Here is a 24,858-nt window from a genome sequence, read left to right on the forward strand (position 1 = left end):
CCCGGCCTCTCTTGACGGCATTCATATGAAGAAGCTCTCCGCCAGCGATCCGACTATCAGCTGCCAGCCGTCCACCAGCACGAACAGCATCAGCTTGAACGGCAGCGAGATAGTGGCCGGCGGCACCATCATCATGCCCAGTGACATCAGGGTGCTGGCAACCACCAAGTCAATGATCAGAAATGGGATGAAGATGGTGAAACCGATCTGAAACGCCGTCTTGAGCTCGCTAGTGACGAAAGCCGGTACCAGAATACGCAGTGGTACATCCTCGGGCCCCTGCATGGGGCCGACCTCTGCCAGGCGCGCAAAGAGCGCCAGGTCGGGCTCGCGGGTCTGGGCCAGCATGAACTCGCGGAACGGCTCCTGGGCCAGCAGCAGGAACTCCTCGAAATCGATCTCGTCGGCGCTGAGCGGCATCCAGGCGGTCTCGTACACCAGACCGATCACTGGTGACATGACGAAGAAGGTCAGGAACAGAGCAAGACCCAGCAACACCTGATTGGGCGGCGTGGCCTGAGTGCCGATAGCCGTGCGCAGCAGGCTGAGCACGATGATGATGCGGGTGAAGCTGGTCATCATCAGCAGTGCCGCCGGCAGAAAGGCCAGCGAGCTGAGCAGCAGCAGCGTTTGCAGCTGGATTGACCACTGCTGGCCACCGTTGTCCAGCGGCTGACTGACGATCCCCGGGATCTGCTGGGCGTGGGCGCCCAAGGGCAGCAGGGCGAGCAGGAACGCGGCCAGCAACAGCAGCGAGCACAGCGGAGAGCGTTGCGGGCGAATCATGAATCCCTCCGCCCGCCACCACCCAGGCCGGCGTTCTGCTTCAGGGCGCGGGCAAAGCGAACGGCAAAACGCTCGCCCTCGGGCACCGTGTCTGGCGTCTCGCCGACGGGCCGCGCCGGCGCTTGACGCTCGAGCAGCTTGTTGACCTGGCCGCCGCCGACACCGAGCACCAGCCAGGTATCCTCGATCTCGACGATCACCACCCGCTCGCGCGTGCCGACGGCAGCGCTGCCCACCACACGCAGGTGGCCCCCCGCGGCCCGCTGCTGAGGATTCCAGCGCTTCAGCAAGGCGGTGCAGATCAGGATGATGGCGATGACCAGCGCCAGGGCCGCAGCCGTCTTGCCGAGAGTGGCCATGCCCACCAGAGCATCGCCACCCACGGCCAGCACGTCGATGCCGGCCGGGGTTTCGGTCGAGGGAGTGTTGCTCATCGGTTGAGTTTTTGCACCCGCTCGGAGGGGGTGATGATTTCAGTGATGCGGATGCCGTACTTGTCGTCGACCACTACCACCTCGCCCTGGGCGATGAGGTAGCCGTTGATCAGGATGTCCATCGGCTCGCCGGCCAGACCGTCGAGTTCGACGACGGAGCCTTGGGCCAGCTCCAGCAGCTGCTTGATGGTCAGTTTGGTGCGGCCAAGCTCAACGGTCAGCTTGACCGGGATGTCCATGATCATCTCGAGGTCGCGCGGAGCACCGCCTTCCTTGCCTCTATCGAGCGGGCGGAAAACCCGCTCTCCGGCGGATTGCGGGGCAGAGGCGGGAGCGGCAGCGGCAGGTGCCTCGTCGGCGGACGACTCGAATGCCTCCTGTTCGGCCAAGGCCTCAGCCCATGGGTCGTCGTCACCGCTGCCTGCGCTTTGCTCTGCTTCGGCCTGTTCGGCCATCGCTTCGGCCCAGGGGTCGTCGTCGGTCGCCGGCTCCTTATCCTCTTGTTCGGACATGGCGGCGGCCCAGTCGTCGTCGGAAACGTTCTGATCGGGTTTCTTGGGATCAGTCATGCTTGGATTCCTTGGCTTGAGGCGCTGCGCCCTTGATGAAGGCGTCCTTCGACACCGGGTTCTGTGCACCATGGTCGATGATGCGGATGACGCGCAGCGCGCGCTGTTCGTGCTGACTGCCGTAGTCGCACTCCATTACCGGCACCCCGTCGACGCTGGCGGTCACGGTCTCGGGAAGTTCGAGAGGCAGCACGTCGCCTACCTTTAGCGCCATGACATGGGCGATACGGGTAGGGATATCGGCAAAGTTGGCAATCAGTTCCACTTCTGAACGGCGAAGCTCGCCGGCCATGCGCTTGGTCCAGGAGCCGTCCTTGTCGTGGTGGCCGTCGCTTAGCGGGTTGGCCAGCAAATCGCGCAACGGCTCGACCATCAAATAGGGGATGCAGATCTGGAAGCTGCTGGTGAGATTGCCGACCTCGATGTTGAAGTTCGTGTTCACCACGATCTCGTTGGGTGAGTTGGTGATGTTGGCGAACTTCGATTGCATCTCCGAGCGCAGATAGCTGATTTGCAGCGGATAGACCGACTTCCACGACTCCTCATAGGCTTCGATGGCCAGGTTCAGCAGGCGCTGGATGATGCGCTGCTCGGTGTTGGTAAACTCGCGGCCTTCCGACTTGGTCAGGAAGCGACCGTCGCCGCCGAACAGGTTGTCGACCACCATGAACACCAGGTTCGGCGGGAACACGATCAATGCCGAGCCCCGCAGCGGCTTCATGCCGATGATGTTGATGTTGGTCGGCACCGGCACGTTGCGCGAGAACTCGCTGTAGCTCAGGTAGCGCACCGAATCGACGGTAATATCGGCGCTGCGCCGCAGCAGGTTGAACAGCCCCATGCGGAAGTGCCGCGCGAAGCGCTCATTGATGATATCCAGCGCCTGCAGGCGCTCGCGGATCACGCGGTGCTGGGTCGCCGGGTCGTATGGGCGTACGCGCGTCTCACCGTCGTTTCGTGCAACGGGCTCGTCGTCGCCGCTGACGCCCTTGAGCAGGGCGTCGATCTCATCCTGTGACAGCAGATCGTCTTGGGACATGGTGGCAGGGGCACCCGGTTTATTGCACGATGAACTCGGTGAACAGCACGTCTCGAATATCCAGGGACGGCTGAGGCTGGGACAGCGGGTCGGAGAGCACGGCGATCACTTCGTCACCGAGGCGGCGCTTGCCTTCCGGGGTGGTCAGCTCGTTTGCCTGCTTGCCGGAGAACAGCATCAGCAGGCGGCTGCGCACCTGCGGCATGTGCTCAGTGAGAATCTCGCGAGTCTCGTTGTTGCCGACCTTCAGCGAGATACCGGTGTAGAGCAGCCGCGAGCCGAAATTGTCGTCGGCGAGATTGACCGTGAAGGGGTCGATCTTGACGAAGATCGGTGTCTGACGCTGCAGCTGCTGCGTCTGAGCGTTACCGCCTTCGCTGGCGTCACGCTCGCTCATGACCATGTAGATGGCCGCTCCCGCTGCTGCCATGGAGAGCAGTACCAGTAGCACCATCAGCCACAGGAGCTTGGAGGAGCCACCCGTCGATTTTGCCATTGCCTTGCCTTTCGTATGTTGTCCAGCTGTTGGGATGATTATGCCAAGCTGCGCGACCTGTGATGACAGGAACAAGCCGCGCGAAAGGGCTTATCTTGGCTTTTTGTCTCAGGCGTAGAGATTCACCCGGCCATCCAGCGACAGGGTGGCGGTTGAGCTCGATGCGGCTTCGTCGGCTGCGGCCAGAGCTGCCTCTTCCTCGCCTGAAGCCGAGCCCCCCTGACCCTGTCGGCCATCCTGATTGGCGAAGGCCTGGGCATCCTGGCGGCGCTGCTCGCCCACCGAGGTCTCACCCAGGGTGATGCCTTGTTCGGCCAGCGCTTCACGCAGTTGCGGAATGGCTTGCTCCAGCACCTGACGAACCTGTGCATGTGAGGCCAGGAACTGTGCCTGGGCACCCTGCTCGGTCATCTTGAGTGTGACGGAGAGTGGGCCGAGCTCGGCCGGGTTCAGGCGCATCTCGACCTGCTGCTCGCCGCCGCTGCGGGCAAACTGCACCAGTTGCTGACCCAGCTGTGCGGGCCAGCTGGAGCTCTGCAGCGGAGCGGTGAGAGTGGCCTGGGTGGGTAGTGCGGGTTGCGCAGCAACCTGGGCCTGCCCTGCCGGGGCGCTAACGGACTGTGCCATGGTGGTGGCTTCCGGCACGAAGCCGGCGCGGGGTGCGTCCGGTGTCATCGGATGAAGCTCGCCACCGGCCTGGGCCGCTCTGGCGAAGGTCGTGGTGAATTCGGTTGCCGAGTTGGCGGCGCGCAGCGGGGCTTCGTCGGCATTGGCGGCGAGGCCGCGATCGATGGCCATGGCGGCCTGGGGCAGCGCCGGGGTCTGAGCGGCTTGGCTCTGCCCGGCAGCGGTTTGTACGGCTGTGGCCTGTCCGGTGCTGGTGTTCAATGCGTGATGATCGCTCGGCATGCGCATTTCACCTGAGCTGCTCGGGGCTGCCACGGCGGCGGCCGCGAGTGCGGCCGCTTGATGTTCGGCTTGATCGGCAGCTTTGGCGTCACCGACGACCTTCAAGTCGATATCGGTCTGTGGCATCGGAGCCGGCGCGCTGCCGGCATCCTGCTCTTGCGCGAAGCTGCCGTCGATCAGGGCAAGACGTGCCATGATCTCGTCGAGCTGGGCGTTGGCATCGGTTTGACCGTTCTCACCGCCGGGCTGCTGATCGATGTTGCCATACATCGCCTGGAGCAGCGCCTGATGTGCGGCCATGGTTTGTGCCAAGGCATGGCCGGAATCGGCTAGCGGAAGAGACACAGTGCTGTCGCTGAAGGGAGCGCTGCCACTAGCCTGGTTCAAGGCAAGGGCAAATTGTCCCGGGGCGACACCGGCTTCCTGCTTGCCGGGGAGTTGATTCGGCAGAGCGGACAGGATCATCTGGATATTCATGGTCTTCTCCTTACCGGCTCACGATGAGTGACCGGCACGCTGGCGTAGTAGCCGTCCGGCTGCCATTTCGTCACTGGTACGTTGGTCGCGGCGCGCCTCCTGGCGCAGTCGCTCGGCATCGCGTCGCGATACCAGAGTATCGAAGGCGGAAAGCCGCTTCTGTTCCTGTTGCCAATTTTGCTGGCTCTGCTGAACGCGCTGCTGCTGGGCGTCCAGCGCCTGCCTGGCGCGCTGCAGGGCAGCATCCAGCGATGCCAGGAACTGCTGATAGTTGTGCATGCTGGCCGGGTCGATGCCTTCACGCATGGCCTGTTGCAAGCGCTCGGCATACTCGAGCCGATAACGATTGAGCGATTCCAACTGAGCGCTGACCTGACGTTCACTCTGACGCTCACCCGCCAGCAGCTGCCCCGCCTGATCGCGGGCGTCGCGGGCCAGGTCGCTCAGCATGGCGAGTTGTGACGATGCACTCATTGTCTGACTCCTAGTGTTTCGGCCAGAATCTGTTTGGAAGCCTCGATCGAGGCGTTTTCATTCATGCCCTGCTGGAGAAAGTGCTCCAGCTGCGGGTAACGCTGCACGGCCTCGTCCAGTTGGGGGTCGTGCCCCGGGCTATAGGCGCCGACGCTGATCAGGTCGCGATTGCGCTGGTAGCGCGAGAACAGGCGCTTGAACGCCTGGGTCATGCGCAACTGCTGGTCGTCGATGATGTGGGTCATCACGCGGCTGATCGAGGCCTCGATGTCGATGGCCGGGTAGTGGCCGGCTTCTGCCAGGGTGCGGGACAGCACGATATGGCCGTCGAGGATGGCGCGCGCCGAGTCGGCAATCGGATCCTGCTGATCGTCGCCTTCGGTGAGGACGGTATAGAAGGCGGTGATCGAGCCGCAGCCGCGTTCGGCGTTACCGGCGCGTTCCACCAGGCTGGGGATCTTGGCGAACACCGAAGGCGGATAGCCCTTGGTGGCCGGCGGCTCGCCGATGGCCAGAGCGATTTCGCGCTGGGCCATGGCGTAGCGGGTCAGCGAATCCATGATCAGCAAGACGTTCTTGCCCGCATCGCGAAAACCCTCTGCCAGCCGCGTGGCATAGGCTGCACCCTGCAGACGCTGCAACGGTGAAGTATCGGCCGGTGCCGCTACCACTACGGCACGCCGACGCCCCTCGGGTCCGAGAATATTGTCGATGAAGTCCTGAACCTCGCGGCCACGCTCGCCGATCAGGCCCACCACGATGATTTCAGCGTCGGTGTAGCGGGCCATCATGCCGAGCAACACCGACTTGCCCACACCGCTGCCGGCGAACAGCCCCATTCGCTGGCCGCGCCCAACGCTGAGCAGGGCATTGATGGCGCGGATACCCACATCGATCTGTTCGTCGATGGGAGCGCGCTTCAGCGGGTTGAGCGGGGGAGTAGACAGCGGGGCACGGGGGGCCTCGTCCAGAGGGCCGAAGCCGTCCAGCGGCTCGCCGTTGCCATCCACCACGCGACCGAGCAGGGATTCACCCAGTGGGAAGCGGCGTGCCGCATGATCCGGACCGTCGCCCAGCGGGAAGACCCGGGCGCCGGGCATCAGGCCGGCGATTTCCGTGAGCGGCATCAACAGCAGACGCTCGCCGTTGAAGCCGACTACCTCGGCTTCGGCGAAACGGGGCGGCTCGTTGCCACCGGGGGAGAGCAGCTCGATGCGACAGGCGTTGCCCAGCGCCACGCGCAGTCCGACGGCTTCGATCACCATGCCGGTGGCGCGCAGCACCCGACCGCTGTTGCGATAGCCGGGCACCGTTTCCACGCGCGCGCGCACATGCCGCAGCGTCTGCTGCCAGCGTGCTTGATGCGCATTGGTGGTCGCTGCCGCTTCGCTCATTGCGCTGTCTCTACTCTTCGTTGTCGCTGTTGTCGTCGGCGGGTGCTGCACGCCGACGTCTGACCTGGGATTTCACCGCCTGCCAGCGGGTCTCCCAGGTGGCATCCAGCTCGCCGTTGGCACTGGTGACCCGACAGCCACCGCGGGTGAGCTGTGCGTCGGGTTGCAATTTCCAACCGGCAGCTGCCAGCTCGGTGCCCAGGTGCTCCTCGACCAGTTTGTGGTCGAGCGGATGTAGCCAGAGGCGTTGCTGGCCCACCAGCGGCGGCTCGGTATGCAATAGCGCACCGATCAGCTCAAGCACCTGGCGCGGGCGAGCCTTGAGCGCCTCTCCGGCGAGCTGATGGCCGGTAGCAAGGGCCAGCTCCACCAGGTCGTTAGCAATCTCTTCATCGAGCCCCTCGAGGGCGATGGAGAACTGCTCTGCCAGCGGCCGAAGCGGTGCCACGGTGTCGCGTACCAGCCGCTCGAGTTCCTTCTGTGCCTCTAAGCGACCTTCATCCAGGCCTTGGGCATGTCCCGCTTGGCGGCCTTCCTCGAAGCCAGCCCGGTAGCCCTCCTCGCGGGCCTCCTGCATGACTTTCTCGCGCAGCGCCTTCAGCTCTGCCTGGCGTTGAAAGGCTTCTCGACGCCGGGCTTCCACGGCCGGGTCAAGTGCCTGCCGGGCGTCTTCTTCGGGCCGCTCGGCATGCAGTTCGTCCATCTGCCAGCGCCGCCAGGGGGCGTGGCGTTCCGAGCCGGTCGCCCGCTCAGACATAGGTGTCGTCTCCACCGCTCAGCACTATCTCGCCGGAGTCGGCCAGGCGGCGTACCACCTGGAGAACGGCCTTCTGCTCGGCTTCCACCTGCGAGACGCGAATCGGCCCACGGGCCTCCATGTCCTCGCGCATGAGATCGGCGGCACGGCGCGACATGTTGCGCAGAAACTTCTCCATGAGCCCTTCGGGAGCGCCCTTGAGTGCCACCACCAGCGAGTTGGTGTCGATCTCCTTGAGTACCAACTGGATGCTGCGGTCGTCGAGATCCATGAGATTCTCGAACAGGAACATCTCGTCGATGATCTTCTGTGCCAGATCCTCGCTGTGGGCGCGCACCGTCTCGATGGCGGTTTCCTCCAGGGCGGAGTTCATCAGGTTGAGGATCTCCGCCGCCGTTCTCACGCCGCCCATCTTGCTGCGCTTGAGGTTCTGTCCGTCGAGCATGCCCGAGAGCACCTCGGTGAGCTCCTGCAGGGCGGCCGGCTGCACGCCGCTGAACGTGGCGATACGCAGCACCACGTCGTTGCGCAGCTTGTCGTCGAACAGCTCGAGGATATCGGCGGCCTGGTGGCGCTCCAGGTGTACCAGGATGGTGGCGATGATCTGCGGATGCTCGTCGCGGATCAGCTCGGCCACCATCGAGGCTTCCATCAGGTTCAGCGAATCGATGCCGCTGCTGGAGCCGGAGGACTCCAGGATGTCCTCAATGATGCTGGTGGCGCGCTCGCTGCCCAGCGCCTTGGTCAGCACCGAGCGAATGTGATCGCTGGAGTTGAGGTTCAGGGCAATGAACTCTTCAGTCTCGCGGTGGAACTCCAGCATCACCTGCTGCATGTCTTCATGGGAGACCTGGCCCATATCGGCCATTTCCATGCTCAACTGCTGAATTTCCTTGGGTGAGAGGAACTTGAACACCTCGGCTGCGCTGTCCTCGTCGAGGGCCAGCATCAGGATGGCGCTGCGGCGAACGCCGTTCATCGCTTTGGCACTACTCATGCTTGCTCATCCAGCTGCGTACGATCATGGCGATCATGCGGGGATCTTCCTGGGCGAGCTCACGCAGCTCGGCCAGATGGTCTTCGTAGGCCGACGAGCGGCGCTTGCGCTTGGGCTTCTGGTACGGCCGCAGCTCGTCATCGTCTCCGGCCGCCTGCAGTTCGCCCTCGGTCGGTTCACCATCGTCACCCACGCGTACCTGAAGGCCGGTGCCCGGAGCGCTGGCGAGCAGGGGCTGCTCGGTATGGCGCTTGATCAGCGGACGCAGGACCAGCAGGTAACCGAGAAGTATGCCCAGCGCCACCAGCAGATAGCGTCCAATGGTCAGAGCCAGCGAATGAACCTCGGGCGATTGCCACCACTCGAACTCTTCGGCTTCCGTCGCGTCGCGGCTGAACGGGCTGTTGACCACTTCGATTTCGTCGCCACGTGCCGGGGAGAAGCCGATGGCCTGACGCACCAGACGCTCGATCTGGGCGATCTGGGCCTCGCTCAGCGGCACGCGCTGCCATTCTCCGTCTTCGTTGCGCTCTTCGCGATAGTCCACCACCACGGCGGCGGTGAGACGGGTCACCTCACCCTGACGGTGCTGAATGTGCTGGATGTTGCGATCGACCTCGTAGTTGACCACGTCGTCCTGGCGTAGGTTGTTCAGTGCCTGCAGGCTTTGCTGGGCCTCTTCGGTGAGCTCACCGTCTTCATCGGTGGGCAGCTCGATGGGCGAGGGGGCCACGCCCGGCGGCGTGTTGCTCAGAGCGCCGGGGATGCCCAGCGCCAGGTCGTCGCCACCGTTGTAGGAAAGGCTCGACTGACGGCTGCGTATCGCGGCTTCGTTGGGCGGCTGGTTAGGGCCGAAGCGCTCGGATGTCTCTTCACGGCGGGAGAAATCGATCTGGGCGGCCACCTGGGCGCTGAGGTTCTCACGACCGAGAATCGGGGCCAGAATATTTTCGATGCGCTGCTGGAAGGAGCGTTCCACCTCGGCAATGTAGTCGAGCTGGGTGGCATCGAGACCGCGACCCTGCGTGCTGGTCTGAGAAAGCAGGCGGCCACTCTGGTCGACCACGGTGACGTTTTCCGCAGCCAGGTCGGGGACGCTGCTGGATACCATGTGAACGATGGCGCTGACCTGACCGTCGCCCATCACCCGGCCCGGCTCCAGGGTAACGATGATGGATGCCTTGGCGGGTTCACGGTCGCGCACGAAGACCGAAGAGCGGGCCATGGCCAGGTGGACGCGGGCGCGTGATACCGGCCCCAGGGATTCGATGGAGCGCGACAGCTCGCCCTCCAGGCCGCGCTGGAAATTGACCTGCTCGGTGAACTGGCTGACGCCGAAGGCCTGGTTATCCATCAATTCGAAGCCGACATTGCCGCCGCGGGGCAGGCCCTGTTCGGCCAGCTGCAGACGCAGGCTGTGTACGGCATCGCCGGGTACCAACAGTGCCGTGCCGCCTTCGCTGAAGCGGAACGGCACGCCGCGGCTTTCCAGCTCGCTGATGATGCGTCCGCCATCGGCCTCGGTAAGATTGCTGTAAAGGACGCGATACTCTGGCGTACGTGCCCACATGAGCAGCGCGACCACGATGGCGATCATCGCGGCGCCACCGATCAGAATGGCGAGCGTGGGATTGCCGCGCAGCTGTTGCTGGAGACGTTCGACCACTGCGGCGGAGCCGCTGGCTGAAGAGTCCTGACGCTCCTGCGTCGTGGCGCCGTTGCTCATGCTTGCCCCCGCATGGGCACACGTTTGGCGATTGCATTAGGCGCGCACTGGGCTGCGTGAAGTGTGTTGCTGGAAGATGGCATCGACTGCATCCGTTCACCGCGTTCTGGCTGCCCGCAGGGGGCGCAACTGTGATGAACGCTATTATGCGAGCCGCCATCTACTCCAAAGGCAGGAAAAGCCCCTTTTTTACCTTCCATTTGGTCGTTTGGTAGGCGCCGCAACCTGATAGGCTTGCTCTACATTCCAGTGGGCCCGCAATGGCCCCGCTAATCAATACAAGACGAGGGGTGCCGAACATGAGTTCACCTGCCATCCAGTCGGCATTGGCACAGATGCAGACTCTGGCGGCTCAGGCCAGTGGGCCGTCGGCCAAGGGGCAACTGGTATCCACGCAGGTGGGGCAGGGCGGTTTCGCCGGCGAACTTCAGGCTTCGATTCAGCGTATCAATCGCCTGCAACAGGCTTCTGCCGCAAAGTCCATGGCATTCCAGGCCGGCGATCCTAATGTCGAACTCAATGACGTCATGGTCGACATGCAGAAGGCCAGCGTGGCCTTCCAGATGGGCCTGCAGGTTCGTAACCGTCTGGTTTCCGCCTACCGTGACGTCATGAACATGCAGGTGTAACCGATCAGGCTTGCAGACTGATCAGACTACCCTTCAGTTCGTCCAGGCGCTCGGCAATGGCGAGCACCTCTTCCGCCGGGATCTGGCGCAGCACATCTCCTGACTCGCGGTCCACGATGCGCGTGATGACGCGTGTCGTGTCGTTGAGCTCGAATTCCACACCATACTGACGCAGTACTTCGTTGATGCGCTGAATCGGCTCCACCAGGTCGGCTTGGCTGGGCGACATCCCATGGCTCTCGGCCTGGGCCAGCATGGAGCCGGCGCTGGGCAAGGAGGCCAGAACGCTCTCCTTGCGCTGACGTGGCGTCAGGTCGTGCAGCGCTGACGTGTTCAAAGCGTTGGTGGCGTCGGTCAGTGGCGAAGACATTGACTGTTTTCCTTTTGTATATGTCCTGCTGATGCTGGTACCCAGCATCTCCCCCAAGGCCGTTCACAGACAGCCTCTCCCACAGGCTATATCGGCCGATGAAAAGCCGCCTTTAGGGAATCTTGTCACTTTTTTCATGGTGGCGTGTTGTCGCAGCGTTGGCAGTTCTTTGCATTCGTTGATGCAAAGTTAAGCTAAGCGGATAAAATGCTGTAACAGTTGGCTACATTGGAAGCGCTGAACAAATCGACGAGCGAGATGAAGCGCAAGGCGCACGGAGCACAAGAACCGGAGCATATGGGGTATATGTGAGGATTCTGAGCACCGCGCAACGCAGTGATTCGCTCGCGCAGGCATTTGTGCGGTGTTTCCTTAAGACTGCGCCACTTCAGAGTATGCAGGTGACAGGCGGATGCTCTTGGGTTCGGGGCATTGTAGCCAAGCATCGAGCAGCAGCCAGCAGTGAGGCGACATGAGCCAAGAGCTACCCATCGAACGCATCATGCAGACCGGGGTTCTCACCTGCGAGCCCGAGACACCGCTGTGGATGGCGGCCGAGCGGATGGCGGCTCGCCAATGTAGCTCCATCATCGTGACAAAGGCCGGACAGCCGCTGGGCATCTGGACCGAGCACGATGCGCTGGCCGTCAATTTCGCCGATCCCGAAGCCGTACGTCAGCCGGTTTCGGAAGTCATGAGCCGGCCGGTAGCGAGCCTGCACCACTCTACGCTGCTGAGCGAGGCGGCGCTGCGCTTCAACGCCGAGCGGCGACGCCACTTCCTGGTTATCGATGATGCCGGAGCGCCGGTCGGCATCCTGTCGCAGACGGATGTCGCCCTGAACCAGGGGCTCGAGCCTTACCTGCGCCTGCGCGAGGTGCAGGCGGCGATGCGTCAGCGTGCCCTGGTGCTCGACGGCACGCAGCTATTGTCCCAGGCGGCCCGTTCGATGCGGCTTTCCGAATGCGATGCCGTGGTCGTCAAATGTGGAAACGGCGAGCTGGGCATCCTCACCGAACGCGATCTGGTGCGGTTCGTGGCGCGTCACCCGGGCAATACGCCTATCGATGGGTTGGCCAGCCGACCGCTGTTGACGGTTTATCAGGACGATACCCTGATTGCCGCCCGCGACCTGTTGATGAACCACAGGGTGCGCCATCTCGCGGTGCTCGACGATAGCGACGAGGTGGTTGGGCTGCTGGGCTTTCGCGATATGCTGGCCAGTGCCGAGTACCTTTATATGCAGGATCTGCGTGAGGCGCTGGAGCAGCGTGATCAGGCGCTGGCCAAGTCGCGGGAGAATCTGCAGCTGGCCGAGCGGGTCATCGACTCCTCGCTAGAGGGTATCATCATCACCGATCCCAGCAACCGGATCGAATTCGTCAATCGTGCCTTTACCCACATGACCGGGTATACCGCCGAAGAGGCGATTGGCAGAACCCCGGAGATACTCTCTTCGGGCCGTCACGACGCCGCCTTCTACGGCCAGATGTGGGATGCATTGAAGCGCAGCGGCTACTGGCGGGGTGAGATCTGGAATCGGCGCAAGAGCGGCGAGCTCTACCTCGAAATGCTGACCATCACAGCGATCACCGACGACAGCGGCGCAGTGACCCACTATGCAGCGCTGTTCAGCGATATCACTCATATGCGCGAGAACGAAGAGCGCATCCGCAAGCTGGCTTATTATGATGCCCTCACCGGCCTGCCCAACCGTCGCCTATTGGAAGATCGCCTGGAGCTGGCGATAAGGCATGCCCACCGCAACCAGACCCGCCTGGCGGTGATTTTCGTCGACCTCGACCACTTCAAGGAGGTCAACGATGCGCTCGGTCACGCCTTCGGTGATGAACTGCTGGTGATGATGTCCGAACGGCTGCAGCTGCGCCTGCGTGAAGACGACACCCTGGCTCGCCTGGGCGGCGACGAGTTCCTGGTCCTGCTCCCCGATCTCGAAGAGGTCGACGAGGTGACTCGTATCGCTCGTCGCCTGGTGGAAGCCGTTGGCGAGCCCTGCGTGATCGAGGGTCAGGAGTTTCGCATCGGCTGCAGCCTGGGCATCAGCCTCTACCCCGACGATGCGACCACCGCGGAAGCCCTGGTGCACAATGCCGACGTGGCGATGTACCGGGCCAAGGAGGAGGGTCGCAACGGCTATCGCCTTTATCGCAATGAGATGAACCTGCAGGACGACCGTCAGCGGGCGCTCGAGAAGGCCTTGCAGGATGCCTTCGTCACGGGGGAAGGATTGCAGCTGCACTATCAGCCCATCTTCGAGCGTGAGGGTGGTTGGCTGTACGGTGCCGAGGCCCTGTTGCGCTGGCATCATCCGCTGCTGGGCAGCGTGCCGCCAATCGATATCATGACGCTGGTCGAGCGTGCCGGGCTGCTGCCACAGCTGGACGAATACATGCTGGAACAGATCTGCGCCCAACTGGTTGCATGGAATACCGCCGGTAGCGCGCCGCTTCCCATCAGCATCAATCTCTCCGCCCGTCAGTTCTGGCAGCCCGATCTGCCCGTGCGAGTGGCCACCAAGCTCAAGCAGCACAACCTGCAACCCGGGCTGCTGGGCTTCGAGATCGCCGAGCGTACCCTGCTCGACAAGCCTCAGCAGGCCGCCGTGGTGCTAAAGCGCCTGCGTCGTCTGGCGGGGGACGTTGCCATCAACGACTTCGGTACAGGCTATGCCGCGCTCGGTTACCTGGATGAGCTGCCCATCACCATGCTGAAGATCGACCGTCGTTTCGTGCAGCGGCTGGACAGCGGCCAGAAAGGCAGTGCGGCTATCGTCGCCGCCGTGGCGGGGCTGGCACGCGAAATGGAGCTGCGCCTGGCCGCCGTAGGGGTCGAAACCGAGGCGCAGCGCGATATTCTCGAGCGTCACGGGGTAGAGCTGATCCAAGGGTATCTCTCCGGCCGGGCGGTGCCGGCCGACCTTTTTGCCAGCCGCTACCTGGCGTCGCGTAGCGGATTGCCTGAAAGCACCAGTTGAAGCTCGAGGAAGCGCCCGCGAGTCGCGCTTTTCGCCGTTTCACTCAGTGCCTTCGACCGTTACGCTAGCATGCCATCTTCCCTCGGATGACAAGTCGTTTCGATGAGCTCTCTGCAAGCCAGCAGTAGCGATCATCGTGGCCCCATGCGCCACGAATCGCTCATGCCCAGTCATCACGATCACGACCAGGACAGTGCCTGGATGATCGGCTATCTGGACATCATGACTCTGCTGGTTGCGCTGATGGTGCTGATTTTCACCCTCTCCAGCTTCAGCCGCTCCAACGCCGAGAGTGAGTCGCTGGCATCACGGGTGCCTTTCGCGATCCCCTTGCCCAGTGAGCTGACCCAGGCGCAGCCTGCCATCGATGAGACCCTGCCCGCTGCCGACGTGCCCCGGCCCGTTGCCAGGCGCCTGAGCGAATCGGCCATTGCGGCAGCGCTGGGCGTGGCCGGCCTGCCACGTCGGGAGCTGCCGATGCCGACACCTGCCGCTTTGCCCGCATTCATGCCGCCGCCAACGCCGCTGGCTCTACTGGAGCGGCAGGCGCCGGCTACGCTTGCGCCATTACAGTCATCGCTGCAGCCCCTGCTCGCGACCAACGATGTGCTGCCCAACTCGCGCGGCGATTTCATCCTGGTACTGACCGACCGCCCCCCGAGCGGTATGCAGCAGATTGAGGAGCCCGCCATTGCGGCATCGCAGCTGCTGCAACAGTCGTTGGATGAAGACCTGCACGATGCGCCCTACCTGCCCGACCTGGAAGGAGTGGAGGCGACCCGAGTCGCCGAGGGCATCAAGCTGCGCGTAGAGGACCGGCTGCTGTTCCCGACCGCCGCCGCCGAGCTTACCGAAGAGGGCGAGGCGCTGATTCAGCGCCTGGTCGAGGTGATTCAGCGCCACGACGGCGAGGTTGCCGTGGAGGGGCACACCGACAGCCGGCCAATTCAGACCAACGAATTCCCCTCCAACTGGGTGCTCTCCAGTGCTCGAGCCATTGCCATCGTTCACGCCCTGGAGCGTTCCGGTGTCGAATCGCAGCGCTTGCGCGCGGTGGGGCTGGCCGACACCCGGCCCTTGGGGAGCAATGAGACGGTGGAAGGTCGCGCCCAGAACCGTCGGGTGGAAGTGATCATTCATGCGCGGTGACGGCCTGGCTCAGGGGTTCTCATGCAGCCGCAGCCAGCGTTTTGCTTTTGGTGTCAGCCGGTATCGCTGCTTGGGGCTGTTGGGTTTTTCAGGCTGGGTGGGTTCGATCCATGCACCATCAAGCGCGGGGGCTAGATAGTTCTTGCGGAACGTCGGGCGATGACTCAGCCCAAGGGCTGCCATCAATGCCGCCGTTCCGGCTTCTCCTGCCGCCAGGACAGCCATCAACCTTTCAACTGGGTCGCTAGCTGGGTCGTCTACTGGGTCGCTAGCTAGGTCGGTCCGTAGGGCACTATCTGGACTATTCCGCTGTATGGCGGGGGAGAAAGCGCCGGGTTCGCTTTCAATCGCTTCCCTAAAGGCATCGCGCAGTGCGGTGAGCATGAATTCAATGAAAGGCGTGGCTTCTCCTGCCTGGTCGGCTTGTGCCAGGGTGTCATAATATTCCTGCTGCCGGTCGCGAATGACCGTCTCGACAGGTAGATAGCTCAGCAGCGGCCGCCAGCGACGCAGTATCAAGGTTTGCCACAGGCGTCCCATCCTGCCGTTGCCGTCGGCAAAGGGGTGGATGAACTCAAGTTCATAATGCACCACGGCGCTTGCAATCAATGGATGCTCATCTGTGCCGGACAGCCATTTCAGAAGATTTTCGACCAGCAAAGGTACCCGCTGAGCGGGCGGGGCCATATGAACCAGCTCACTGCCCTTGTAGATGCCCACTCCTCCGGTGCGAAAACGGCCGGCATCATCGACAAGCCCTTGCATCAGCAGGCTGTGAGCTTCAAGCAGATCTTTCACCGATTCGGGTGTCCAGCCCGGCATGGCTTCATAGGCGGAGAAAGCGTTTCGTACCTCCTGGATTTCCCGTGGGTGGCCAAGCACACGCTTGCCGTCGATGACAGCACTAACCTGATCCAGCGTGAGGGTATTGTTTTCGATGGCCAGCGATGCGTGAATCGTTCGTAGCCGATTCTCTCGCCGCAGCTGTGGGGTGAGGCTGTATTCCGCCAGAATCGCATAGCGCCCGACAGCCTCGCTGATCTCCGCGACAAGGCGGAGCGCTAATGGCGTTAGCGTGAACGGTGGGCGGTAGGCGGTGCTTTTTGGCATATGGCAGCCTCAAAAGGGTCGATTGTCGCCATTATACGGCACCCTGCGCTCGTTTCCTGCCGCCATGATGATTTATCGGAGCATGAGGGGTAACACCAACTCCGCAAGGAGGCGGCCGGCGAGTTCTGGAATTTTTTGTCGGAAAGCTAAAGTTTTTTGGTAAGCCGCCGAGGTTGTGATAACAGGAAGTCAATACACCGACACAAGGCAGTCCCTTATGGCCAGCATTTCTTCTCTCGGCATCGGTTCCGGGCTCGATCTCAACGGTCTGCTCGACCAGCTCAACGAAGCCGAGCGCGGCAAGCTCAAGCCCATCGAACGGCAGATCGAGACCCAGCAAGTCAAGATCTCCGCCTACGGTGAACTCAAGGGCGCACTTTCCGGCTTTCAAGCCGCCGCCAACGCCCTCAACGACGCATCCCTCTATCAGAGCCTTTCCACATCCGTCGCCGGTAGCTCCGTCGAAGCGGCTGCCGGTCGTGATGCGGCCATGGGCCAGTACGCCATCGATGTGGAGCGGTTGGCCACGGCAGGCAGCCTGGCCTCGGCGCGCCTCGAGGTCGATCTCGACCAGGTACTGACCGATAGCGACCAGACGCTGACGTTGCACTTCGGCAACGCTACCGGCGAGGCTCCTCAGGCGATCGACATCGATATCGCCGCCGGCAGTACGCTCGAGGACATTCGCGATGCCATCAATGCCCAAGAGGGTGCCGGCGTCACCGCCTCCATCGTCAACGACGGTGAGGGCTACCGGCTCGCACTGATGAGCAGCGAGACCGGTGAGGCGGCTTCCATTACCGATCTGACCTTCAGTGATGGTTTCTTTGCCGATGGCATCGCATTCAGTGAAACCGAAGGGGCCGAAGCCATTGCTCAGGCTGGACAGGATGCGCTGCTCAACGTCAATGGCATTCCCATCACCAGTGCTTCTAACCAGGTGGAAGGAGCGATCCAAGGCGTCACGCTCAGCCTGACGGAAGAGGGTAGCAGTACCGTCAAGGTCGAACAGAACACCCGCGCGGTGCGCGAAGCCATCACCGGCTTCGTCGAGGCCTACAATGCGCTCAAGAGCACCATCGGCGAATTGACCGCTTTCAGCGGCGATAGCGAGACCGCTGGCGATCTGCTCGGTGACAGTGCCGTGCGCAGCATTGAAGGGCGCCTGCGCAGCGTGCTGGCCGGCGGCATGGAGGCAGGGGAGGGCGGTTTCTCCATGCTCAGCGATATCGGCATTTCGATGAAGCTCGACGGCACCCTGGAAATCGATCAACAGCGTCTGGATAGCGTGATCGCCAACGACCAGGACGCACTCAGCGACTTCTTCGCCGGCGACAGCACTACCGGCGGCCTGGCCGGTCAGATCAGCGAGATCGTCACACAGTTGAATGGCAGCAATGGTGTCCTGGGCGGCGCCATCAGCGGTGCCGAGAGCCGTATCGAGAGTCTCAACGAGCGCTACCTGCGCATGGAGCAGAGCATCGAGGCCACCATCGCCCGCTACCGCACCCAGTTCGGCCAGCTCGACGGCATGATCGCCCAGATGAACCAGACCAGCGACTACCTGTTCCAGCAGTTCGAGATGATGAACGCCCAGCTCGGGCGGAACTGATAGCCCGCCATTCGAGCGCTCAACCGCCCCACAGTGGGCGGTTTTCTTTCTGAATGGCGCTCAGCCGCCGCTGTATTTCCCGTCGTGTCTGGATGCTGACACCCAACTCCTTCGCAACGGTGTCCCAGCCGCTGACTGCCATCACGACTTTCTCTATCGCCTGCCTGGCTTCGCTCCAGCGAGTGAAGCCGGCCTGTTCGGCCAGCGCCTGAACGGCCTTGAGGGGTGGGTTTCTACCGTGGCCCTTGAACGCCGTCGCGTGTTCGCCATATGGGCTGGGGCTGAAGGTCAGATCGTAGCCGGGGGTGGGGCTCCATTGGCCTTCGTCATCGAGTAGAAACGCCCAGTTCTTGCTGTGATCGTCCTGATTGCAGGCAAAGAGGTTGAACATGGCGCGACGAAACAGCGCTTTTCCGACGGCAGGTTTGCGGCACAGAACTTGGCCGGCCTTGATCAGATCTTCGTAATCCAGCGACGGCGAACGAAAATCGGCATCCAGCAAGCCACAGGCACTGCTCATGTGGTAACGCCCCCGCTCGCTGCAGTCGAAGCGTCGCAATGCAAGCCAGGCAAGTGCCGGGGAGTCTTCGGGGGGCGAAATCAGTTTCCACTCGGGTGTCTCGATGCCGGCATGACGGGCAAGGGTCAGGTAGGCAGCCTCGCACAGCCCCTCCTCATGGCCCAATGCCAGCGTACTCGAAGTGAACTTGACCAGCCAGGGTTCCAACCCCTCACGTGGGTGGGTGCTGGCCAGGTCAGTGACATTGGGTGAAAGATACACCTGTACCTTTGGGCGAGCCCCGCCCGAACTGCCGGCTTGGGCCAAGGCCGTGAGCACGGTGTCGGTTTGGCCTTCGAAGAGTCGGCGGGCCTGCTCGCCAAGCTCACCCAGGCTGCTCCAGGGGGTAGATTCAGCGTAATCGACAAGCTTGGAAGCGGGCCGGTAGCTCAAGGCTCCCATGCCGTGCTCGGCAACGAAAGCCAGGCGGTCCATTGGCGTAACGTCGTGTGGCGATATGCCGTGCTGACGAAAAAGGCGATCCATCAGCATCAGACCCCAGCCGTCCGGCAGCGAATCGGCAAACAGGCCGTGCAGGCCATGGTGAGGCTGGCGCGGTGCGCCTTGCAGCCGTGTATCGAACGCTAGCTGAAACGGCGAGAGGTTGTGAAACTCTCGACAGTAGGCGTCGTCGTACTGGAAGAACACACCCTGACGACTCTGCGCCAACCGCCCAATGCGTGTTTGACGGCCATCACTGAGTCGGCGCAGTACCTCGAGCTGCCTTACCGGAACGAAGTCAGGCATCGCGCAGCACCTCCTCGATGCTTTGCGGCGTGCTCGGCGGGGTTGCGGAAAGCGCTGCCAGACGTTCCAGTTGATCTACGCTTTGCCACAGCAGCAGGAACTGGCGCAGCGAAATCTGGCCGGTGCTCTCGAAGCGCTTGATGGTCGGTGCCGGCACACCGCTTCGCTCGGCCAGGGCGTGGCGCGACAGTTTCAGCTCGCGGCGACGGCGGCGAACGGCCTTGGCCAGGTCGTGCTGAACGTCACTGGCGGTGAGTAGAGAGATGCGCATAGGTAAACACACATAAAGGGATATGATTATATCTATCATAGCAGAAAAATGGTTAAAATAGATATTATCGTATCTATAGAAGAGTGGCGGCGGAGGGTTAACCGGCTACCCCGGTGCCTTGCGGTTCTCGAGCGAAACCATTGTATTGTGTGTAGCGATACTATACAGTATACGCATGATCAAGAGCTTCCGTCACAAAGGCCTGCGCAAGTTCTTTGAAACCGGCTCTACAGCCGGCATCCAGGCCAAGCATGCACCGAAGCTGCAGGTGCAGCTCACAGCCCTGGATAGCGCCAAACGTCCCGAAGATATGAGTGCACCTAGCTGGAAGCTCCATTCGCTCAAGGGCGACTTGGCCGGGCACTGGGCAATCACCGTCAACGGGAACTGGCGACTCACCTTCGCTTTCGAAGGGGAAGACGCCATTCTGGTTGATTATCAGGACTACCATTAGGAGAGAAAGTATGGGCCGTATGCACAATCCTGCACACCCTGGCGCCGTACTGCGCGAGTACATCGGAGATGTCACTGTCACCGAGGCAGCCTCGCGGCTTGGCGTGACACGCGCTGCCCTTTCCCGCATCCTGAATGGAGGCGCTGGCATCTCTGCTGATATGGCGCTGCGCCTTGAACAGGCGTTGGGCACTAGCGCCGAGATGTGGCTGGAAATGCAACTCAAGCATGAACTCTGGCAGGCGTCCCAGCGTCCACGCGCTCAGGTAATCCCTCTGCATGCCGCGGGTTGACGAAACGCCAAACGAGCGAATGCCAACGACACCGCGCTAAAGCTTTACCCGCAGAAGCCGATATTCTCTCCACCGGTGCCCTTCGTGCACGGGGTGAGGGCGTTTGCGTGATAGGCATCAACACCAACATTCTGTCGATGATCGTGCAGAACAATCTGCGTAGCAGCCAGCAGGCCATGCAGAGTGCCATGCAGCGGCTCTCGTCGGGCCAGCGCATCAACAGTGCCAAGGACGACCCGGCAGGGCAGGCCATTGCCAACCGCATGACCGCACAAATTCGCGGGCTCAACCAGGCCGCGCGCAACGCCAACGACGGCATCTCGCTGGTACAGACCGCCGAAGGCGCACTCGGCCAGGTCAATACCAATCTGCAGCGTATCCGGGAGCTCACCGTGCAGGCCGGCAACGGTACTCTGAGCCCTACCGATCTTGCCGCGATACAGGACGAGATCGACCAGCGCCTGGATGAGATAGATCGCATCGGGCTGCAGACAGGCTTCAACGGCGTTTCCGTGCTGGGCGAAAGCCGTGGCTTACGTATCCAGGTGGGGGCCAATGATGGCGAGACCATCACCATCGAGCTCCAGGCCATCAATCGGCACACGCTGGGGCTGAATGGCTTTCGTGTCGTGGCACATGAAGGCGGTGATGCCACCGAAATGCCGCTCGATACCCTGGACGAAGCGCTCAAGCGAACCGACCGCCAGCGCAGCCAGCTCGGCGCGCTGCACAATCGCTTCGAAGCGGTGATCGACAACATTCAAACCACCGTGGTCAATCTCAGCGCCGCTCGCTCGCGAATCATGGATGCCGACTACGCCCAGGAAGTCTCCAACCTGGTGCGCGCTCAGATCCTGCAGCAGGCCGGTATCGCCATCCTGGCCCAGGCGAACCGCATGCCGGAACTCGTTCTGGAGCTGCTGCGCCAGCGCTGATTCCGGTCCTCGACGCCAGGTCCGAGACAAAATTCAAAATTTTTTTCCCTTCTTCCTAAAGTCCTGGCCACAGGTGCCGTTAATCAGGGTAACGGCCAACGGCGCCGTTGAGGTAGGCCCGAAGATGCTGGGCCAGCGAAACCAGGTTCAGTGGGCCCGCCAATGGAGCCCTCAACGTAAAAAAGGAAATGACCCATGTCAGTCATCAATACCAACATCACTTCCATGATTGGCCAGGCTAACCTGCAGAAGAGCCAGAACGCCCTGCAGACCTCCATGGAGCGTCTCTCCTCCGGCCTGCGTATCAACAGCGCCAAGGACGATGCTGCCGGTCAGGCCATCGCCAACCGTATGACCGCTCAGATCACCGGTCTGAACCAGGCACAGCGTAATGCCAACGACGGTATCTCCATCGCCCAGACCGCCGAAGGTTCGCTGAACCAGGTTAACGACAACCTGCAGCGCATTCGTGAGCTGAGCGTTCAGGCCGCTAACGGCACCAACTCACCCGATGACCTGCAGTCCATCCAGGACGAAATCAGCCAGCGTCTTTCTGAAATCAACCGTATCTCAGAAGAAACCAACTTCAACGGCGTGAAAGTGCTGGCCGGCGACCAGGGCCTGAAGATCCAGGTTGGTGCCAACGATGGTGAAACCATCACCGTTAACCTGAAGCAAATCAACGCCCAAACTTTGGGTCTGGCTAACCTGGATCTGCGTAACCAGGTGGCTTCGTCTTCCCTGTCAGCTGTCGAGGGCGGCGTTCTTCGTCCGGCACAGGAAGCGACCACCGTTGCACTGACGTTCAGTGGCGCTGAGCCTGAGCAGGCCACCCTGGTAGTGGGTGATGACGGTGCGCTGTACGCCCAGGTTGGCACTGACCTCTTCGATGCCACCTTCGATTCAGCAACCAACACCGTCTCTTATGACACAAGTGGCACGGCCGCTACTGGTGTTGCTGCAACTACCGCAGACAGCTTCGTTGATTCTGATGGTAACCTGGTTGAGCTGAGCACGCTTGACAGCGCCATTCGTGAAGATGCTGCCGGCGATGTCGAGTTTGCTGTGCATCAAGCGAACGCTACTGGCACACTGGTTGTTTCCGACGGTACCAATTCTTGGACAATCGATGGGACAACCAATACCATCGACCTTGAAACTGGTGCGGTTGTGCTTGGCGCTGCTGACAGCACAGCCATCACAGACTTCACCGATTATGCTGAGGTTACTACCGGCAACATTCTGACCCTGGCCGCTCAGGAAGAGATCGCTGCTGATCTGAGCAGTGTCAACGATGCGCTGGAAGGTACCAACACCCTGATGCAGGGCGATAACGGCTCGTACTTCATCCGTAACGGTGAAGGCGATGACGCGACTTACTACACCGCCACCGTTGATCAGGCGACCGGTGAAGTGACTCTGGGTGCTCTGGCTCCTGTGGATCCCCTAAAGTCGATCGATGCCGCCCTGAACATGGTCGACAGCCTGCGCTCCGAGCTGGGTGCCGTCCAGAACCGCTTCGAAGACGCCATCACCAACCTGAACACCAACGCTACCAACCTGTCAGCCGCTCGTTCGCGCATCGAAGATGCCGACTACGCGGTGGAAGTCGCCAACATGACCCGCGCGCAGATTCTGCAGCAGGCCGGCACTTCCGTACTGGCCCAGGCTAACCAGATTCCGCAGAACGTGCTGTCTCTGCTGGGTTAATCTGGACTTGATCGGGTGGGGGCAGGTCTTGCCCCACCCTTCAAGACCCGACAGGCGCCCTTGTGGCGCCTGTTTTCTTGAGGAGAGCATGGCATGACTGAACGGGTAGCCAGACTGTCGGCCAAGGAACTTGTCGAGGATCTGATTCCGAAACTGAAGGCCACCGAGCATTTCCTCAGCGATACGCTGACGGTAAAGCTGCAGAACTGCTATGAACCGAGAGAGAAGCTGCGCTTGAAGAACCTCCAGACGGAATTCGAGCTGGAGCTGACCATGATCCGCATGAACCTCGATCACTTGCTCAGGCGCTACTCGGATGAGCTGATGGAAGCAACGGACGATCCGGAAGGAAAGGGTGGTGCATTGCTGAGGCTGGACGAGCACGAGGCCGTGGCCATCGAAAGCATCCGGCGACTCTATGCCCGTTCCCATGCGCTGCAAACCGACTCGGGCGGCAGTGCGCATGAATGAAGCCGACTACCAGCGCGTGATCGACGCGCTGCAAGAGCTCATCGACGAGACGCAGAGCACCCTCGAGCGCTTCGAGACCTCCGGCATGGACGAGAAGATGTCGGAAGACTACGACAGGCTGCTGGCGATTCTGGACGATGCCGTAAAGCAGCAGCGGGCGCATACCCTGGCGATGTTGAACGCCTCGGCATGCATACGCTTGAGCGTGAATACTGGCTAAGCCAGCTCAATCAAGCGAGTGGCATAGTCGAGTAGTTCTCTGGCCACGCATCGCTCGATGGTCGCGCTCTTGTTGAGAAGTACTTCATCGGCCATAAACGCTGCCTCTTTGCTTGATGTCTTCGATCAACTCTCGTCGTTGAATGGCCAAGTCCCAATATTCACTTAGTACCATCAACTCGAATTCATCGCTGCTGTTGCCGCGCTGCCAAAGCTTCCGTCCCTCGGTCACGACCTGATATTGCAAAGCGTTTGAAGTCTGACGCAGATCCAGCAGGTCGACATCGGCTCGCAACCTTTCCGCCACTTCACCGCTCATCTGCCAGCGCTGTTCGGCTGCCAGGCGAGTGGGCAGCAGCAGGGTGAGATCCACATCGCTGTCGGCTGTTGCCGCCCCCGTGGCCTGGCTGCCATAAAGATAGACGGCTTGAAGCTCAGGTAGCGCTGCAGCCAAGTACTCCGAGACGGCTGCTAGTGCATCGGGTGAGCAGGACATGGCACTCCACCATGATGGTTGCGATGAAGACAGGATGCCTGCTCGGTTCAGCGTTGGCAATCCGCGCTGCCTCCACCACCACGCCACCCGGCCGTGCGCCATGCTATGCTGGCCGGGAATGAGCGCTTGTCCCAGGAGAGTGTCGTGTCCGCCGCGCCCCGACAGAAACTGCCCATTGGTATTCAAGCCTTCGACAAGCTGCGCGAAGGCGGCTACTACTACGTCGACAAGACCCCACAGCTGCATCGCTTGGTGGAACAGGGCGGGTACTACTTCCTCTCGCGCCCGCGACGCTTCGGCAAGAGCCTGCTGCTGGACACCCTGCGCTGTTTGTTCGAGGGGCGCGAGGCGCTATTCGAAGGGCTCTATATCCACGACAAGTGGGACTGGCAGGTTCGGCATCCGGTGATCCGCCTGAGCTTTGCCGATGGCGTGATGCAGAACCGCGAGCAACTCGATGAGCGGATACGCGACCAGCTGTTTCAACATCGCGAACGTCTGGGTGTTCCCTTGCGGCGTGAGACCGACATCGCCGGCGAATTTTCGGCCCTGATCCGCGGCACCCACGAAAGGTACGGTCAGCGGGTGGTGGTGCTGGTCGACGAGTACGACAAGCCCATTCTCGACAATCTACTCGAGCCCGAACGGGCCCGCGAGCTACGCGAGGGATTGAAGAACCTCTACAGCGTGCTCAAGGATGCCGACCCGCACCTGGCCTTCGTGCTGCTTACCGGGGTGTCGAAGTTCAGCAAGGTAAGCCTGTTCTCCGGCCTCAACAATC

At 61.9% G+C, this 24,858-nt stretch carries 27 protein-coding genes; 11 read left to right on the top strand and 16 right to left on the bottom strand.

The window, feature by feature from the left end; genetic code table 11:
• Positions 1–21 precede the first annotated feature (21 nt).
• The 11 genes from fliP to fliF all read right to left on the bottom strand — a co-directional run bounded on the left by fliP (position 22) and on the right by fliF (position 10,058).
• A complete protein-coding gene (gene fliP, locus HOP58_RS06650) occupies positions 22–786 on the bottom strand; it encodes a flagellar type III secretion system pore protein FliP (RefSeq protein WP_234259876.1) in 765 nt (254 codons plus the stop codon).
• Positions 783–1,220 carry a flagellar biosynthetic protein FliO gene (gene fliO / locus HOP58_RS06655; RefSeq protein ID WP_234259877.1) on the bottom strand — a complete coding sequence of 146 codons (438 nt, stop codon included), beginning with the start codon at positions 1,218–1,220 and terminating at the stop codon, positions 783–785. The genes fliP and fliO overlap by 4 nt, the downstream gene beginning before the upstream one ends.
• Positions 1,217–1,789: a flagellar motor switch protein FliN gene (fliN, locus tag HOP58_RS06660; RefSeq protein ID WP_234259878.1), complete on the bottom strand. Its 573-nt coding sequence runs from the start codon at positions 1,787–1,789 to the stop codon at positions 1,217–1,219. The genes fliO and fliN overlap by 4 nt, the downstream gene beginning before the upstream one ends.
• On the bottom strand, positions 1,782–2,828 hold the full coding sequence (gene fliM / locus HOP58_RS06665) for a flagellar motor switch protein FliM (protein ID WP_234259879.1): 1,047 nt from the start codon (positions 2,826–2,828) through the stop codon (positions 1,782–1,784). The genes fliN and fliM overlap by 8 nt, the downstream gene beginning before the upstream one ends.
• Positions 2,829–2,847: 19 nt before the next feature.
• Complete coding sequence (fliL, locus tag HOP58_RS06670) at positions 2,848–3,324, bottom strand: flagellar basal body-associated protein FliL (protein WP_234246766.1); 477 nt, start codon at positions 3,322–3,324, stop codon at positions 2,848–2,850.
• Positions 3,325–3,432: 108 nt separating this feature from the next.
• The gene (locus tag HOP58_RS06675) at positions 3,433–4,710 is read right to left on the bottom strand and encodes a flagellar hook-length control protein FliK (RefSeq protein ID WP_234259880.1); all 1,278 of its coding nucleotides are present in this window, start codon (positions 4,708–4,710) and stop codon (positions 3,433–3,435) included.
• An 18-nt stretch (positions 4,711–4,728) separates the two neighbouring features.
• Positions 4,729–5,184 (bottom strand): flagellar export protein FliJ, encoded by a 456-nt coding sequence (gene fliJ, locus HOP58_RS06680; RefSeq protein WP_234259881.1) that lies wholly within the window; start codon positions 5,182–5,184, stop codon positions 4,729–4,731.
• Entirely contained in the window at positions 5,181–6,578 is a 1,398-nt protein-coding gene (gene fliI / locus HOP58_RS06685) for a flagellar protein export ATPase FliI (protein WP_234259882.1), read from the bottom strand. The genes fliJ and fliI overlap by 4 nt, the downstream gene beginning before the upstream one ends.
• A gap of 10 nt (positions 6,579–6,588) precedes the next feature.
• Positions 6,589–7,335 carry a flagellar assembly protein FliH gene (locus HOP58_RS06690; protein ID WP_234259883.1) on the bottom strand — a complete coding sequence of 249 codons (747 nt, stop codon included), beginning with the start codon at positions 7,333–7,335 and terminating at the stop codon, positions 6,589–6,591.
• The gene (fliG, locus tag HOP58_RS06695) at positions 7,328–8,332 is read right to left on the bottom strand and encodes a flagellar motor switch protein FliG (protein WP_234259884.1); all 1,005 of its coding nucleotides are present in this window, start codon (positions 8,330–8,332) and stop codon (positions 7,328–7,330) included. The genes HOP58_RS06690 and fliG overlap by 8 nt, the downstream gene beginning before the upstream one ends.
• Positions 8,325–10,058, bottom strand: a complete 1,734-nt coding sequence (fliF, locus tag HOP58_RS06700; protein WP_234259885.1) for a flagellar basal-body MS-ring/collar protein FliF — start codon at positions 10,056–10,058, stop codon at positions 8,325–8,327. Before fliF ends, fliG begins: the two co-directional genes overlap by 8 nt.
• Positions 10,059–10,357: 299 nt before the next feature.
• Here fliF and fliE point away from each other — a divergent pair, with 299 nt between their 5' ends.
• A complete protein-coding gene (fliE, locus tag HOP58_RS06705) occupies positions 10,358–10,687 on the top strand; it encodes a flagellar hook-basal body complex protein FliE (RefSeq protein WP_234259886.1) in 330 nt (109 codons plus the stop codon).
• 4 nt (positions 10,688–10,691) lie between these two features.
• Here fliE and HOP58_RS06710 read toward each other — a convergent pair whose 3' ends face one another.
• Positions 10,692–11,057 (bottom strand): flagellar protein FlaG, encoded by a 366-nt coding sequence (locus HOP58_RS06710; protein ID WP_234259887.1) that lies wholly within the window; start codon positions 11,055–11,057, stop codon positions 10,692–10,694.
• A 472-nt stretch (positions 11,058–11,529) separates the two neighbouring features.
• On the opposite strand from HOP58_RS06710, the gene HOP58_RS06715 reads away from it, so the two are divergent.
• Together HOP58_RS06715 and HOP58_RS06720 are read left to right on the top strand one after the other, a co-directional pair.
• Positions 11,530–14,052 (top strand): EAL domain-containing protein, encoded by a 2,523-nt coding sequence (locus HOP58_RS06715; RefSeq protein ID WP_234259888.1) that lies wholly within the window; start codon positions 11,530–11,532, stop codon positions 14,050–14,052.
• Between the two features lie 162 nt (positions 14,053–14,214).
• Positions 14,215–15,201 (top strand): OmpA family protein, encoded by a 987-nt coding sequence (locus tag HOP58_RS06720; protein WP_234259889.1) that lies wholly within the window; start codon positions 14,215–14,217, stop codon positions 15,199–15,201.
• 9 nt (positions 15,202–15,210) lie between these two features.
• Here the strand turns inward: HOP58_RS06720 and HOP58_RS06725 are convergent, their stop codons facing one another.
• Positions 15,211–16,311 carry a Fic family protein gene (locus tag HOP58_RS06725; RefSeq protein ID WP_191224916.1) on the bottom strand — a complete coding sequence of 367 codons (1,101 nt, stop codon included), beginning with the start codon at positions 16,309–16,311 and terminating at the stop codon, positions 15,211–15,213.
• A 217-nt stretch (positions 16,312–16,528) separates the two neighbouring features.
• Between HOP58_RS06725 and fliD the strand changes: the two genes are divergently transcribed.
• On the top strand, positions 16,529–17,923 hold the full coding sequence (gene fliD / locus HOP58_RS06730) for a flagellar filament capping protein FliD (RefSeq protein WP_234259890.1): 1,395 nt from the start codon (positions 16,529–16,531) through the stop codon (positions 17,921–17,923).
• A gap of 19 nt (positions 17,924–17,942) precedes the next feature.
• Here the strand turns inward: fliD and HOP58_RS06735 are convergent, their stop codons facing one another.
• Both HOP58_RS06735 and HOP58_RS06740 read right to left on the bottom strand, forming a co-directional pair.
• Positions 17,943–19,229 (bottom strand): type II toxin-antitoxin system HipA family toxin, encoded by a 1,287-nt coding sequence (locus tag HOP58_RS06735; RefSeq protein WP_234259891.1) that lies wholly within the window; start codon positions 19,227–19,229, stop codon positions 17,943–17,945.
• Positions 19,222–19,500, bottom strand: coding sequence for a helix-turn-helix transcriptional regulator (locus HOP58_RS06740; protein WP_234259892.1), 279 nt, complete (start codon positions 19,498–19,500; stop codon positions 19,222–19,224). The genes HOP58_RS06735 and HOP58_RS06740 overlap by 8 nt, the downstream gene beginning before the upstream one ends.
• 175 nt (positions 19,501–19,675) lie before the next feature.
• Between HOP58_RS06740 and HOP58_RS06745 the strand changes: the two genes are divergently transcribed.
• The 6 genes from HOP58_RS06745 to HOP58_RS06770 all read left to right on the top strand — a co-directional run bounded on the left by HOP58_RS06745 (position 19,676) and on the right by HOP58_RS06770 (position 23,582).
• On the top strand, positions 19,676–19,954 hold the full coding sequence (locus HOP58_RS06745) for a type II toxin-antitoxin system RelE/ParE family toxin (protein WP_234240409.1): 279 nt from the start codon (positions 19,676–19,678) through the stop codon (positions 19,952–19,954).
• A 10-nt stretch (positions 19,955–19,964) separates the two neighbouring features.
• Positions 19,965–20,246 (top strand): HigA family addiction module antitoxin, encoded by a 282-nt coding sequence (locus tag HOP58_RS06750; protein WP_191225039.1) that lies wholly within the window; start codon positions 19,965–19,967, stop codon positions 20,244–20,246.
• Positions 20,247–20,353: 107 nt separating this feature from the next.
• Complete coding sequence (locus HOP58_RS23155; RefSeq protein WP_346657452.1) at positions 20,354–21,181, top strand: flagellin; 828 nt, start codon at positions 20,354–20,356, stop codon at positions 21,179–21,181.
• Positions 21,182–21,376: 195 nt separating this feature from the next.
• Positions 21,377–22,891 (top strand): flagellin, encoded by a 1,515-nt coding sequence (locus HOP58_RS06760; RefSeq protein WP_234259893.1) that lies wholly within the window; start codon positions 21,377–21,379, stop codon positions 22,889–22,891.
• Between the two features lie 93 nt (positions 22,892–22,984).
• The gene (locus tag HOP58_RS06765; protein ID WP_234259894.1) at positions 22,985–23,362 is read left to right on the top strand and encodes a hypothetical protein; all 378 of its coding nucleotides are present in this window, start codon (positions 22,985–22,987) and stop codon (positions 23,360–23,362) included.
• Positions 23,355–23,582 (top strand): hypothetical protein, encoded by a 228-nt coding sequence (locus HOP58_RS06770; RefSeq protein ID WP_234259895.1) that lies wholly within the window; start codon positions 23,355–23,357, stop codon positions 23,580–23,582. Before HOP58_RS06765 ends, HOP58_RS06770 begins: the two co-directional genes overlap by 8 nt.
• Before the next feature lie 84 nt (positions 23,583–23,666).
• Here HOP58_RS06770 and HOP58_RS06775 read toward each other — a convergent pair whose 3' ends face one another.
• Positions 23,667–24,077 carry a nucleotidyltransferase domain-containing protein gene (locus HOP58_RS06775; RefSeq protein ID WP_234259896.1) on the bottom strand — a complete coding sequence of 137 codons (411 nt, stop codon included), beginning with the start codon at positions 24,075–24,077 and terminating at the stop codon, positions 23,667–23,669.
• A 144-nt stretch (positions 24,078–24,221) separates the two neighbouring features.
• On the opposite strand from HOP58_RS06775, the gene HOP58_RS06780 reads away from it, so the two are divergent.
• The coding region (locus HOP58_RS06780) for an AAA family ATPase (RefSeq protein ID WP_234259897.1) at positions 24,222–24,858 on the top strand (637 nt) is incomplete at its 3' end.

This window comes from Halomonas sp. MCCC 1A11062, assembly GCF_021404355.1.
Taxonomy (GTDB): Bacteria; Pseudomonadota; Gammaproteobacteria; order Pseudomonadales; family Halomonadaceae; genus Halomonas; species Halomonas aerodenitrificans.